At 73.3% G+C, this 13,892-nt stretch carries 10 protein-coding genes; 6 read left to right on the top strand and 4 right to left on the bottom strand.

The features are described 5' to 3' along the window. Positions 1 to 58: 58 nt before the first annotated feature. Both IF43_RS0104675 and IF43_RS0104680 read right to left on the bottom strand, forming a co-directional pair. Positions 59 to 976, bottom strand: a complete 918-nt coding sequence (locus IF43_RS0104675; protein ID WP_234331947.1) for an AAA family ATPase — start codon at positions 974 to 976, stop codon at positions 59 to 61. Positions 977 to 981: 5 nt separating this feature from the next. Then, positions 982 to 2,199, bottom strand: a complete 1,218-nt coding sequence (locus tag IF43_RS0104680; RefSeq protein ID WP_030194198.1) for an RNA ligase — start codon at positions 2,197 to 2,199, stop codon at positions 982 to 984. Positions 2,200 to 2,416: 217 nt separating this feature from the next. Between IF43_RS0104680 and IF43_RS0104685 the strand changes: the two genes are divergently transcribed. Then, a complete protein-coding gene (locus IF43_RS0104685) occupies positions 2,417 to 2,830 on the top strand; it encodes a rodlin (RefSeq protein ID WP_030194201.1) in 414 nt (137 codons plus the stop codon). A 73-nt stretch (positions 2,831 to 2,903) separates the two neighbouring features. Here IF43_RS0104685 and IF43_RS0104690 read toward each other — a convergent pair whose 3' ends face one another. Next, positions 2,904 to 3,995 (bottom strand): PHP domain-containing protein, encoded by a 1,092-nt coding sequence (locus IF43_RS0104690; RefSeq protein WP_030194204.1) that lies wholly within the window; start codon positions 3,993 to 3,995, stop codon positions 2,904 to 2,906. Between the two features lie 123 nt (positions 3,996 to 4,118). On the opposite strand from IF43_RS0104690, the gene IF43_RS0104695 reads away from it, so the two are divergent. From IF43_RS0104695 to IF43_RS0104720, 5 genes are all read left to right on the top strand, one after another. Next, positions 4,119 to 4,553 (top strand): ester cyclase, encoded by a 435-nt coding sequence (locus IF43_RS0104695; RefSeq protein ID WP_030194207.1) that lies wholly within the window; start codon positions 4,119 to 4,121, stop codon positions 4,551 to 4,553. Positions 4,554 to 4,651: 98 nt separating this feature from the next. Further along, positions 4,652 to 5,971 carry a CapA family protein gene (locus tag IF43_RS0104700; RefSeq protein WP_078909916.1) on the top strand — a complete coding sequence of 440 codons (1,320 nt, stop codon included), beginning with the start codon at positions 4,652 to 4,654 and terminating at the stop codon, positions 5,969 to 5,971. Positions 5,972 to 6,432: 461 nt separating this feature from the next. Next, on the top strand, positions 6,433 to 10,029 hold the full coding sequence (locus IF43_RS0104710) for a WD40 repeat domain-containing protein (RefSeq protein ID WP_158939159.1): 3,597 nt from the start codon (positions 6,433 to 6,435) through the stop codon (positions 10,027 to 10,029). Between the two features lie 133 nt (positions 10,030 to 10,162). Further along, positions 10,163 to 10,729, top strand: a complete 567-nt coding sequence (locus IF43_RS0104715) for a hypothetical protein (RefSeq protein WP_030194216.1) — start codon at positions 10,163 to 10,165, stop codon at positions 10,727 to 10,729. A 13-nt stretch (positions 10,730 to 10,742) separates the two neighbouring features. Beyond that, entirely contained in the window at positions 10,743 to 11,369 is a 627-nt protein-coding gene (locus IF43_RS0104720; protein ID WP_051794679.1) for a hypothetical protein, read from the top strand. Between the two features lie 115 nt (positions 11,370 to 11,484). Here IF43_RS0104720 and IF43_RS0104725 read toward each other — a convergent pair whose 3' ends face one another. After that, positions 11,485 to 13,860 carry an immune inhibitor A domain-containing protein gene (locus IF43_RS0104725; protein ID WP_234331948.1) on the bottom strand — a complete coding sequence of 792 codons (2,376 nt, stop codon included), beginning with the start codon at positions 13,858 to 13,860 and terminating at the stop codon, positions 11,485 to 11,487. Positions 13,861 to 13,892 lie beyond the last annotated feature (32 nt).

A 13,892-nucleotide genomic window follows, 5' to 3' on the forward strand; every position in this document is an offset into this window, starting at 1 on the left:
TGAGGATGGCCGGGTCGGAGAGGCCGGGGGTGCCGCCGCCAGGGGCCGCCCGTCCGCGTCAGAAGTTGCCGTAGTTGACCTGCCAGGTCGGCAGGCCCATACGGCGCCACACCGCCACCACGCGGTCCCGGTCGTCGAGCGAGACGCGCACCGCGTAGCGGTGGCGGACGTGCCGGTCGAACAGCTCGGTCTTCACCACGTCGTCGCTGCGGCCGTCGTCGGCGGCCCGCATCCACAGCTCGTCGTACGGCACCCCGTGACGCTCCAGCCAGGCTTCGGTGACGGCCCGGTGGTCCTCGCTGCGACCCGACAGCAGCACGATCGTGTCGCCGTCCGCGCGCCGGAACGAGTGCAGGGCCTGCCGCACCGAGACGTTGACCAGGTCCTCGTCGCAGCGCGTGAAGTCGTACGGGCCGCGGTCCCCGCGCAGCGCGAGCGTGCCGTCGATGTCGCACAGCACAGCCGCGGGCAGGGACGGGTCCGCGACGTACGGGGTCACGCCCGGGCGGGCGTTGAACCACTCGGCGGTGAGCCGCCAGCCACCGCGCCGTGCCTTGGCGTGCTTGTCGGCGAGGATGCGGATGATCTCCTCGCCGACCGCCCGCTCGCGAGCGGCGTCACGGCGCACGCACTCCTCGACGGGCACGCCGGTGAAGTCGTGCACGACGAACTCCGCGTCCAGCCCGTTGACCGCCGCCTTCAACCGCCTGGGGATGTGCGGGGTCAGGTGCGTGTTGTCGACGACCACGTCGAAGCCGCCCTCGACGGCCGCGCGGACCGCCGCGTCCTGCACGGCGAGCACGGTCTGCTCGTGCGCGTTCGAGCGGTTCCGCTCGGGTGCGGGGACGTCGAGCATGGCCCGCAGGTCGTCGAGGTTCACGCGGCGCATCCGGCCGCCCGACTCGGCCTGCAGGGCCCGTGCGGCCGTGGTCTTGCCCGAGGCGGGCAGCCCCGTCATCACGTGTACGTGGGGCACGGAAATCAGTTCTCCTCGTCGTTCTTGAAGGGGTCGGCGGCCGCCGGCCGGATCCGACGCCACGTCAGCAGCTCGGTGGAGCGGCCGTCCAGGCGCTGGAACACGGCCGCCCGCACGTCCCGGTCCGGCAGTTCGCGTACGGCGCGCGCGAATGCGCCCCGGTCGTCGGCCAGATGGGCGAGCGAGGCGTACGCCTCGTCGATGGCCCGCTCGCGCTCCGCGAAGGACTTCTCCAGCCCCTCGATCAGCCCGCGCACCCACGCGTCGAACTCGTCCGGCACCTGCTCGAGCAGCGCGTCCAGCGGACGGCCGCCCTGCGAGCGCAGGCCCGACAGCTCGGACAGCGGCAGGCCCAGTCCCTGGGCCAGGCGCTTGGCCGACACGCCGGCGAACCGCTGGATGCCGTGGCCGCGCCAGACGTCCCGCTCGGTGACGCCGGTCAGCACCTTGTGCAGGCGTACGTACTCGGCGAGCTTGGCCTTCGCGCGCACCCCCGAGGCGAACCGCAGCACGAACCCCTCGGCGTCCATGCCGGTGGCCCGCCCGCCGCCGGGCAGCGTGTTCGACCCGGTCAGCCGCAGCAGCTCCGCCAGCGGCATCGCCGGCCACGCCCGCACCACGGACCCGATCCCGTCCCACCCGGTGGCGGCCTCCGCCAGCGGCACCTCGGTGCCGTCCCCGCCGAAAGCGGCCAGCAGCACCAGGTCCCGCCGCTGCCCGTAGTCCACGACGATGCGGTTCTCCGGGTAAAGGATCTCCGCCAGGTACGTCACCCCCGGCACCAGCGCCGAGGTGTCGGCGCCGTCCAGCCGGCGCTGCGCCCAGCGGGCCTGCTCGCTGACGAAGGAGCCCTTGGACGCCACCCGCCAGCGGTCCGCGTAGTGGAAGACCACCGCCAGGCTGCCGTCGAGCTTGTCGTACACCTCGAACGGCTCGTCGGGCAGGGCGGGCGCGTACGGCTGCCCCGACTCGTGCTCGCCGACGTTGAAGAACTTCGGCAGCGGCAGGGCGACGACCTCACCCGTGACGTCGTCGGCCACCAGGCCGCGGCACCGGACGGTGATCCGGTTCCAGACGCGCTCGTACTGGCACACCCGCGTGTACGTGTAGATCGACAGTGGCAGCTCGGGGTGCGCCTTGCGCGTGACGTGCCCGGCGTCGATCGCCGTGGCGAGCTCGTCCGGCGGCAGCAGATCGTGGAGAGTCAGGCGGTCCTGGCTCATGGGGTCCCTCCCTCGGGTGATGCGCCATCCTCCCGTGCGGGTGCGATCCAGGGGAAACGAATAAGCGCAGGCCACGGGTGGGGACGCGGTCCCGGCCCGGGCGGTTCCCACCGGTTTCGCCGGGCTGAGCGGGTGAAGGAGCGCAACCGCGGCGGGGCCGCTTCGTTGGGCACGGCGCCCCTCGAAAGGGCCCCGTTCGAGAAGGAAGACCCCTACAATGCTCAAGAAGATCATGCTCACCGCTGCTGCCACCGCCGCCGTGGTCGGCGCCGGCGCCGCCGTCGCCGCCCCGGCCATGGCCATCGGCAACGACGACGGCATCAACACCGTCAACGGCAACGGTGCCCAGCAGATCTACGGCAACGGCAAGACCGAGGGCGTCATGAGCCCGCAGGCCAGCCTCGTCCAGGGCACCGCGAACAAGCTCTGCCTCGGTGTCCCCGCCAAGGTCAACGCGCAGTCCGTGCTCGCGATCATCGCCAACGTCGGCGTCCAGGACATCCCGGTGCTCTCCGCGCCGCAGGTCCAGCAGTGCGCCGAGAGCTCGACGCAGGCCAAGGGCGACGAGCCGCTCTCGCACATCGCGGACAACATCCCGGTCCTGTCGGGCAACGGCGCCACCAACAGCTGACGTCCGCAGCCGGTCGGGGGCCGCGGTGCGCGAGGGCGCGCCGCGGCCCCCGACCGTGGGCCGCCGCGTTCCGTCATCCCGTGGCCGCGGCCTCGGGAACGCGGCCCTCCCGGGTCCAGGCCAGCAGCTGCTCCGCCGACCACGCCGTGACCACCCGGTCCACCGGCACCCCGCACTCGGCGGCCCGCGCACAGCCCAGGACCTGCCAGTCCAACTGACCCGGCGCATGCGCGTCGGTGTCGATCGCGAACAGCGTCCCCGCCGCCACCGCCTCCCGCAGCAGCCGCCGCGGCGGGTCCAGCCGCTCCGGGCGGCTGTTGACCTCCACCGCGGTGCCGGACTCCGCGCACGCCGCGAACACCTCCGCCGCGTCGAACTCCGACTCCGGACGGCCCCGACCGGTCACCAGCCGCCCCGTGCAGTGCCCCAGCACGTTCGCCCGCGGGTGCCGCACCGCGGCCACCATCCGCCGGGTCATGGCCCGCCGCTCCATCCGCAGCTTCGAGTGCACGGACACCACGACCAGGTCGAGGCGGTCCAGCAGCTCCGGCTCCTGGTCGAGCGAGCCGTCCTCCAGGATGTCGCACTCGATGCCGGTCAGCAGCCGGAACGGGGCCCACGTGGTGTTCAGCCGCTCCACCACGTCGAGTTGCTCGCGCAGCCGGTCGGGGGACAGCCCCCGCGCCACCGTGAGGCGCGGCGAATGATCCGTCAGGACCGCCCACTCGTGGCCCAGTTCGGCGGCCGTCACGGCCATCTCCTCGATCGTGGCGCCGCCGTCCGACCACTCGGAGTGCACGTGGCAGTCGCCGCGCAGCGCCCCGCGCAGCGCCAGCGCCCCGGGCGACGCGACCCGGCCCAGCCGCCCGTCCACCCCGCCCGCGGCCTCGTGCTCCGCCACCGCCGTCTCCGTGGCCTCCCGCTCCAGCCGCTCCAGATAGGCGGGAACCTGCCCGGCCAGGGCCTCTGTGATGACCCCGGCCGTCTTCGGCCCGATGCCCTTGACCGCCTCCAGCGTGCCCTCCGCCGCGCGCCGCTCGGCCTCGCCCGGCGCCATGGCGGCCACCTGCGCGGCGGCCGTACGGAAGGCCCGTATCCGGTACGAGGGCGCCAGGGCGCGCTCCAGCAGGAACGCGATGCGCCGCAGCGCGGCCACCGGATCCATGGGCGCCTCCCGAACCCCCCACCCCAGGATGGACCGCCCCCGAGCCGCCCGCGACCTGGGAGGACGCGCCACGGCGTGGGAAAATGGGGAGGTCACCCGGGTGCGCAACCAGGGAGGTGGATCATGGGACAGGCCCGCGAGGTCATGGACCGGCTCACCGCGGCGCTCACCACGACCAGGGACCTCAAGGCCGTCGCCGCGTGCTTCGCGGAGGACGCCTGCGCGGTCACCCCGGACATGGGTGTGCTGCGGGGGAGGGACGAGGTCGTCGAGTACTTCCGGCAGGTCATGGACGCGATGCCGAACGCGACGTACGAGGCCGTGCGCCGGCACGAGACCGCCGACACCGCCATCGACGAGGGCTTCTACCGGGGCCGGAACACGGGACCGCTGGAGCTGCCCTCCGGCGAGCTGCTGCCGGCCACCCACAGGGAGGTGCGGATACGGGGCGTCGACTTCGCCACCGTCGCCGACGGCCTGATCACCGAGTACCGGCTGTACTTCGACCAGTTGGAGTTCCTGGAGCAGCTCGGGCTGCTGCCCGAACCGCCCGACTGACGCCGGCCTTCCCCGACCGCCGGCGCCGGGGGAACGGACGTGCGAGAGTGGGCGCGCGTACGGGCGCACGGACACCGGCGGACCACGGGGGGCACGGCATGGCGGGCGGGACGGACGGCACGGGCGACAGCCGGACCGACGACGACGGCGCCGGCCCCGGGCACCCCGGCCCCGGCCACGGCCGGGCCCGGCTCCTGGTGGGCGCGGCAGCCGGCCTGGCCCTGCTCGGCGGTGGCGCCCTCCTCGCGGCCGCACTGCTCGGCGGCCACCAGGCCCGCACGGCCCAGAGCCTGCGTCCGGACGCCGGCGCGTCCACGCACCCCGGGGGATCCGCCGACAAGGGGACCGCGGCCCGGCCCGGAGCCGGTCACCGCCGCTTCACGCTCGTCGCCACCGGCGACATCATCCCGTACCCCTCGATCATCCAGCAGGCCCGGGACGACGCCGGCGGCCGCGGATACGACTTCCGCCGGATCCTCGCCGGCGTGCGGCCCGTCGTGCACGGCGCCGACCTGGCGATATGCCACCACGAGATACCGTACGGACCGCCCGGCGGACCGTTCACCGGCTACCCCCTCTTCCAGGCCCCGCAGCAACTCGCACGGGCCGTCAAGGACACCGGCTACGCCTCCTGCTCGACCGCCTCCAACCACACCCTCGACGCCGGCTTCCAAGGGCTCGCCCGCACCCTCGACCAGCTCGACCTGGCCGGCGTCCGGCACACCGGATCCGCCCGCACCGCCGCCGAATCCCGCCGCCCCGCCCTGCTGACCGCCGGCGGCGCCACCGTCGCCCAGCTCTCGTACACCTACGGCACCAACGGGATCCCGCTCCCCGACGGCAAGCCCTGGGCCGTCAACGTCATCGACGCCGACCGGATCCTCGCCGACGCGCGGGCCGCCCGGCGGGCCGGGGCCTCGGTGGTCGTCCTCAGCGTGCACTGGGGCACGGAGTGGCAGACCGCCCCCGACGAGCAGCAGCGCGAGCTGGCCCGGCGCCTCACCGCCGCCCGCACCGGCGGCCTGCCCGACCTCGACCTGATCATCGGCACCCACAACCACGTCCCCCAGCCGTACGAGAAGGTCAACGGCACCTGGGTGGTCTACGGCATGGGAGACCAGGTCGCCAGCTTCTACGAGGCCGACAAGCGGCGCGGCAACGAGTCCTCCATCCCCCGCTTCACCTTCCAGCCGTCCGCGGCCCACCCCGGGCGCTTCGACGTCGTCAAGGCCGAGTACCTCACCCAGTACTCCGACATGCGCGGCACCTTCCGGGTGGTGTGCACCTCCTGCGCGGCGACCACCTCCACCGCCGCGCCAGCCGACCGCCGGGAGTACGCGGCCGTGGACGCCCGGGTCACCGACGCCGTGCTGTCCCGCGGGGCCGGCGGACAGGGGCTGCTCCGGGCCACCCGGTAGGGGGTCCGGGCCATCCGGTAGGGGCATGGCCACCAGTATCACCCTCACGTCCGCCGACCTCCGGGTCCGCGTCGACCCAGCCTTCCCCCGCGTCCTCGACTACACCCGGCGCGCCACCGGCCAGGCCCTGTACGGCAACGAGGACCCGCTGGGCACCGTGCTCGAACGGCACCGCCTACACCCCCGCCGTGGCCTCCACGGTGACGGAGACGCCGTGGACTTCGGTCTCCGCCCCTCGGCCATACGTTCGCGTCGGACGCCCGTTCGTCTCGGAGGTCCGTCGTCTCAGCTCGGTAAAGCCCCAGCACCGTACGGACCACTCGGCGAGAATCCAGTTCCCGCGGACCGGGAGGGCGACGGCCCGAGACCGGGCGGGTGGCAGCTACAGCAGGAGTCCGCCCGGCGAACGGGCGGGGTGGGGGGCAGAGTTGATGCGGCGGGGGCCGGTTTTCACCAGGTACGTGCTGTGGTCGCTGGCCGCCGTCATGGCGGCCTCGGCGGCATGGATGTTGTGGGCGGGCAGCGGCCCGAGTTCCGACTTCGCGACGATCGGGGCCTGGTTCCTGGGCATCGCGGCGCTCATGCTGCCGCTGGTCGAGCGGCTGCTGCATCCGGAGCCCGTCCCGGCCCCGGAACCGGCGGACGAGGCCGACGACCTGGCCCGCACCGTCGAAGGGCAGTGGCGGGAGGAGGCCCGGGCCCGCAGCCTGCGGGAACCCCGGGTGGTGCCGCTGACGTGGTCCGCGACGCGCCGGGACGTCGCCGACAGCCCGCAGGCGGTGTTCGGTGGTAACGGGGCCGGACGGATCGCGCGGGTCACCACCGAGGGAAGGCTGGACGGCGGCTTCGACGCGGCAGTCACAGCCCTCGGCGCGGAGTTCGGGCGCATCCCCAGCGGGCGGCTGGTGGTGCTCGGCGAGCCGGGCGCCGGGAAGACCGTGCTCGCGATGCTGCTGACCCTGGGCCTGCTCGGACGCCGCGAGCCCGGCGACCCGGTGCCGGTCCTGCTGTCGGTGGGCGGGTGGGACCCGGTGAACCGGTCGCTGGACGGCTGGGTGGTCGACACCCTGGCCGCCACCTACTACGCCGGGCGTCCCGAGATCCCGCGCCGGCTGCTGGAGCGCGGCCTGCTCCTGCCCGTCCTCGACGGTCTCGACGAGATCCCCGAGTCGGCGCGGCGCAACGCGGTGCGGGTCGTCAACCGGTTCACCGGGGAAGACCGGCCCGTGGTGGTGACCTGCCGGTCGGCCGAGTACGAGGATGTGATCGCCGGCGGATCTCCGGTGCTGCACCGCGCGCCCGTGGTGGAGGTACGCCCTGTCGAGGTCGAGGACACCGTGTCCTACCTGCAGAGTGTGGACTGGCCGGACGGCACTTCCTGGGACCGGGTCGTGCACCACCTGCGCACGGAGTCCGACACCGCACTTCACCAAGCGCTGCGAACACCGCTGATGATCTCGCTGGCCCGCATGGTGTACGGGCGGTGCGGCGGGGATCCGGCCGAACTGCTCGATCCCGTACGCTTCCACTCCCGGCACGTGATCGAGGACCACCTCTCCGCCCGGGTGATCGACGCCGCGTACGCACCGGACCGGCTGCCGTCCGGAGAACCGGTCGGCCCTTCCGACCCGGCCGGATTCCCGAACGCCGGAAGGCCGTTGACGCCACCTGGTGCCATTGGAGCACCGGCGCAGGTGGGTCCCGCGGCTCCACCGCGCAACGCAGCGGCCCGCGGGCCGGATTGGGACGCCGAGACGGCCCGGCGCCTCCTGACCTACCTGGCCCAGTACCTGCACAGCCACGGCGAACGCGAGCTGGCCTGGTGGCGGATGTCGGGTCGGCTGCTCCCCATGTGGGCCGTGCCGGCCGGGGCGCTTGCCCTCGGCATGGCCATGGCGGGCATCGCGGCGGTCGGGTCCGGCGTGGCCGAGGACCCGGAGCTGCTGCCCGCGCTCGGGATCGGCGGCCTGCTCGTCGGGATCGGCACGGCGGTGGTGGCCGTCGCCCTGCTCGCCGCTCCCCAACGACCGCCCAGGCGCTTGTCCTGGGGCCGGGCCGGGTCGCTGCGGCGGCTGCGCGGCGGATTCCTCAAGGGCTTCGCGCTCACGATGGTCCTGACGGTCCCGCTGCCGGCCACGTTCGCCCTGATCCTTGCGGTCGACGAACAGCCGCTCTCCGTCTACCTGAACTACGCCGATCTGGTCGGCGGCTGCACGGCCTTCGGCTGTGTGGTGGGGCTGGGCCTGGCAACCCGCCACTGGCTCGATTCGCCGCCCCGCGCCGCGGCCCAGGCGACGCCGGACCTGTCCCTCGCGGAGGACCGGAGGGCTTCGGCCGTCGGCGCGGGGAGTGCTGGGCTCGTCGTGGCTCTGCTGGCGTGGCCCTTGGTCCTGATGGGTGTCCTGGCCGGACGGATCGGCGGGCTGTCCCTCAGCGGCTGGCCGGGGTGGCCCGACCACTACGACCCGGCGGGCATTGCGCGCTCGCTGTTCGGAGGTGTCTACGACCTCTCCACGGGCTTGGGGGACGTCAGCGCCAAGTTTGTCCTGCTCTTCTTCCTCTTGCCCCTGGTCCTGGGTGCCGTCTTCGCCGTCTCCGCGCTCATGACGAGGGCGTATCCCCGATTCCTGCTCATGCTCGTCTACCTGGCGCTCCAGGGCAGGCTGCCCCTGCGGTTCATGGCGTTCCTACGCGACGCGCGCAACCGCGGTCTGCTGCGGCAGTCGGGAGACGCGTACCAGTTTCGCCACGTTCGGCTGCAGGAGTACCTGGTATCCGGCGCGACGGTGCCGGACGGACCGCAGACCACCTCCCGCAGCACCGGTCTCGATGCAGCGCGCAGCCGGATCGGGAGCCGCGGCCGGGCGGTGGCGCTCGCCTGTGCGCTGCTGGCGGTGGTGGGGCTGGCGACGCCATTTGCAGGTCGCCCGAAGGACACGTCCAGCGCTGTACTCGGCGGATTCGGCGACGCAGTCGAACGCGTCGTGTTCGACCCGGACGGCCGGACCCTGGCCACCGTGCAAGGCGGCACGCTGTGGGAACTCATGGGCCGCGGCACGACGTACGTTGAGGTGTGGAGCCTCGACGACGGACACCGCGTCGCACGCATGGAGTGCTCCGGCAAGCTCGACGACGTGGTCTTCGCGGGCAAAGGGCGCGTTCTCGTCACCAAGGGGCGGACGGGACCCATTGAGGGTCCACGGCGTTACGTCCAGCTGTGGGACTCCGGCTCCGGAGCTGCGCTGAGCAGACCTCTCGGAGGGGATCAGGCCAGTTATGCAGGAGTGGGCGCGGACGGCCGGGTGAGCCTGCTGGTCATCGGGAGGGACGGCGGTGGTGTGATGGTGCGCAGCATGGTGGACGGGCACACCAGCCACTTGACCGGGCCGAGTGCGCGGGGGGTTGAGTCCGCCGTCCTCAGCCCCGACGGACGCTTCGTGGCCACCATGAACCAGAACTCGGTGATGCAGCTGTGGCGGGTGTCCGACGGCCGCCCGATCGGTGGTGCCGGGTCCGTCCACGAAGCCGACGCCTCCTTCAGCGCCGACTCGCGCGTAGTGGCGGTGGTCACGGCGGACAGGAAGAGCGTGGAGGTACGGGGCACCGTCGACGGCCGGATCAAAGGCATCTTGAGCAACGGTGATGCCAGCGTGAGCAGTGTCCTGCTCAATGCGGACGGGAGCAAGGCCGCGACCTACAGCTACTCCGACCTCCAGCTGTGGGACACGGCCACCGGCCGCAGGATCGGCGGGCCGCTTGCCGGCACGGATCCCGACCGGTCGACCACCGGCTACGAGGCCGTGGCGCGCTTCAGCCCGGACGGGCGCACGCTCGCGACGACGGTGGGCCGCGAGCTGCAGCAGGTCCGACTGTGGAGCACCGCGGACGGACAGCCCATCGGCCCGGCCCGCTCGGGTCACGTCAAACGGATCAAGGACATCGCGTTCAGCCCCGACGGGCTCACACTCGCCACGGCATCGGAGGACGAGACCGTACGGCTGTGGAGGCTGGACACGCTGGGGCTCCGGGACCGGGCGGGCCTGCTCGGCAACGGGTGATGGTGGGCGAGCGCCGCGCCCGACTCAAGGGTGCCGCCTCCCCCGCGCCCCCGGCGGCTCGGCCCGGGTTTGCCGCCCGGTACCAGGGGCAGCAGCGGATTTCCAGAGCGGACGCGAGCCCCGGGAGGCACTGATGTCCACCGGCACACTGATCGCCGTCATCGTCGCGGTCGTCGTCGTGCTGATCATCGTGGCGGCGGCGGTCGGGATGCTCGTGCGGCGCCGCCGCCTCCGGCGCGACTTCGGGGACGAGTACGACCGCGTGGTCGAGGAGCAGGGCGGCCGGGCGGCCGCCGACAGCGAACTGCGCCAGCGGCAGCGGCGACACGACGAGCTGGAGCTGAGGGAACTGAGCCCGGAGGTCCGGCAGCGGTACGCCGACGAGTGGCGCGGAGTCCAGGAGCGCTTCGTGGACCGCCCCGAGGGCGCGGTCGGCGAGGCCGACACCCTGGTCATCCGGCTCATGCGCGAACGCGGCTATCCCACGGACGGGTACGAGCAGCAGGTCCAGGACCTTTCCGTGGAGCACAGCCGCACGCTCCAGCACTACCGCACCGCCCACGCCGTGAACCAGCGCAGTCAGGGCGGCGGCGCGACGACGGAGGAGCTGCGCGGCGCCATGGTGCACTACCGCGCGCTCTTCGACGACCTGCTCGGCAGCGGCGCCACCGGCGGCGCATCGCTCCGCGACCGCGAATGACGAGGTGAACCCCATGGCACCCGTGGACCCCATAGCGCACGACGACGACATGCCCGGCCGAGGCCGGCAGCAGTGGACCACCGAGGACCCGGCCCGCGCCGACGCGGGGGACCGCGCGGCCGTCTACCCGGGCGAGGCCACCAGGGACGTGGACCGACGGGACGACGACGTGGACCGCCGGGATCAGGCCGATGCCCGGGACCCGGCTCGGCGGGAGGAGCGCGCCCCGGCGGACGCGACCACGGACGACGGCGGACCCGCGCCCGGCACCGGGGCCGGCACGACGGAGGACATCGCCGAAGGCGGGGCCGGCCGCGGCGACGCCGACGGCGGGCGAAGCGGCGCGGGCGGCGGGGGTGCCGCGGCCGACGAGCAACCCCTGCTCGAAGCGGGGCAGGCGGCCGAGTTCAGGGACCGATGGAGCACCATCCAGGCCGGCTTCGTGGACGACCCCCGCGACTCCGTCCGCGAGGCGGACGAACTGGTGGCCGCCCTGATGCGGACCCTCGCCGGTACCTTCGCCGACCGCAAGCAGCAGCTGGAGGGGCAGTGGCGCCAGGACGGGGAGCCGGCCACCGAGGACCTCCGGATGGCCTTGCGCCAGTACCGCTCGTTCTTCAACCGGTTGCTCGCCACCTGAGCCTCAGACCCTCCACCCGAGCCCACGGACCGCGGTCGCGAACAAGGACGGCCGGCCCCCGCCGGGGCCGGCCGTCCGCTGCTCCTCCTCCCGCCTCGCTACGTCGCGCGCCGCGCTACTTCGACCCGGACGGACTGACCTGCACCGTGGTGCGGGCGCCGCCCGACGCCTCCTTGAGGACCGCGATGCGGGTGCCGGTGTCCGGGACCTTCACGCCCACCTGCGGCAGGTCGGGGTTCCAGTACGCGCCGGTGTGGTCGTCGAAGGCCGCTACGCCCGGCCGCTCCGCGACGAGCAGCGGCACGCCGTTGCGGTGCAGCACCACCTCCGCCGACGGCTGGAGCGAGAACGTGGCGTCGAAGGTCTGCGCCCGCGCGTTCACTAGCGTGCCGTCGCCGAAGCGCAGCGCCTCGGGACGCGCGTCCACGGGCAGGAGCATGCCCGAACCCGGGTGCGCCTTCGTCGTGTTGTCGCTGTACGCGGTGTCCCACAGCCACACCAGCACGCCCGGCTGGTACGGGTAGAACTCCACCGTGTCCTTGCGCACCGGGTCCGAGCCCCAGCCGAAGTTGTACGGCCCGGTCTTCAGGTACGCCCCGTAGCCGACGTAGCGCCGGTTCTCCACCAGGTAGGCGCGCGGGTGCTCGGCGATGCCCGTACGGCCCTGCGTGCGCGACCACTTGACCGCCGTCCAGCCGTTCGCGCCCTGCTCCGCGCCGTCGCGCAGCAGCTCCCGGCCGTCGGCCCCCGAGGTGATGCGGATGTCGTCGAAGGTGACGCCCTTGCCGTGGGTGTTGGAGTCGGAGGTCACCCGCAGCCGGAGCTGCACGCCCTGGCCGGCGAACTCCGCGAGGGGTACCCCGAGTTCCTGCCAGCCGCCGGACGTCCCCGAGACCCCGCGGGCCGGTACGGGAGACCCGCCGACCGTTCCCGGCAGCGCCCGCCAGGTGCCGCCGCCGTCCGTGGAGGCCTCCACCGTCAGGAAGTCGTAGTCCTGCTCGATGTCGTACCAGACCCGGGCGTCGAGCCGGGCGCCCTCGGCCGGCACCTGCACCGTACGCGTCAGGGTGTTGTCCATGAAGTCGCCGGTACCGCTCCACCACTGGCTGCCGCCCTCGTACGGGTCGGTCAGGTCGGTGGAGTCCACCGAGGGCGGCAGGTGCACCAGCAGGGCCTGCGGGTCCTCGGTGTTGTAGCCGGAGACGCCCAGCACCGCCCGGGTGCGCCGACCCGCGTCCGCCTCGGTGTAGTCCAGCCAGCCCAGCTGCAGCTTGCTCCACGCGTCGAGGTCGCCCGGAACGTCGCCCGTGGTGTTGCGGCCCTTGCCGAGGTACGAGGCCGAGGACATCAGCGACCAGAAGTTGACGCTGTTGTCCCCGTCCGAGCTGTACATGTCCGGCAGGCCCAGGTCGTGCCCGAACTCGTGCGCGAACAGGCCGACTCCGCTGTTCTCTCCGCCGGTGAGGTAGTCGCCGGCCCAGATGCCGGAGTCCCCGACCTGGGTGCCGCCCGCCTTGTTGCCCTCGGGGCCGGCGGTGCCGGCCTGGTTCCAGTACGCGAACCATCGGTGCGCCCACACGGCGTCCTTGCCCTGCGCGCCGCCGCCCCAGGTCTGGTCCTTGCCGGCGTGCACGACGACCAGGTGGTCGAGGTAGCCGTCGGGCTCGTTGAAGTCGCCGTCGTGGTCGACGTCGTAGCGGTCCCACACGTCGTACTGGGCGAGCTCGGCCCTGATGTCGGCGGGGGTGCGGCCCTTGGCGCGCTCGCCGTGGTACCAGGCGTTCGTGGCGTCCTTGATCAGGTCCCAGTTGGTGCGGCACTGGCCGGGCTCGGAGCAGTTGTCCGTACCGTAGCGGGCCTCGTTCCACGGCAGCCGCACCCAGTCGGAGACCTGGCCGTCCAGGTCGTAGCGGCCGGAGGACTGCAGCCGGTAGTAGTTGCGCAGGCTCACCGCGCCGGGTTCGGCGGAGAAGAACTGGCGCTGGTAGTAGGCGCGGTCGAAGTCCTTGCGCCACACGGTGTGGTTGTCGGCCTTGGCCGGCTTGTCGATCGTGTTGTGGCGCGGGCCCGGCGTACCGCCGAAGCGCGGCTTGCCCTCGAACTCGGTGGTGGTGTCCACCTGGTCGCCGAACTCGGCCAGGATCACGAAGATCTTGTCCTTGCGCTCCTGCGCCAGCTCGACGTACCGCTTGCCCACCTTGACGGTCGGCGGGAGACCGCCGGTCGCGGCGGGCCGCAGGGCCCCCGCGGCGACCCTCTCCAGGGCCTGGCGGCGCAGGGCCTGCCGCTGGAGCTCCTGAGGCGCCGGCGGCGGGGCGTCGGTGCGGACGGCGGTGGCCTTGCCGCTCGCCGGGAAGACGGCGGGGGAGGCCTGGGCGGCACCGGGCCGAGGTGCGGCGAGGGCGGGTGTGGCGAGCGTGGGTGCGGCGAGCGCGGGTGCGGTGAGCAGCGCCAGGGATATCGCCGCCCCTGCCGCGAACAGTCTGCGCAACGTACGCGTCCTTTCGGGGAAGTTGGCCATGG

The sequence above is a fragment of the Streptomyces sp. NRRL S-87 genome, from assembly GCF_000719335.1.
In the GTDB taxonomy this organism is placed as follows: domain Bacteria; phylum Actinomycetota; class Actinomycetes; order Streptomycetales; family Streptomycetaceae; genus Streptomyces.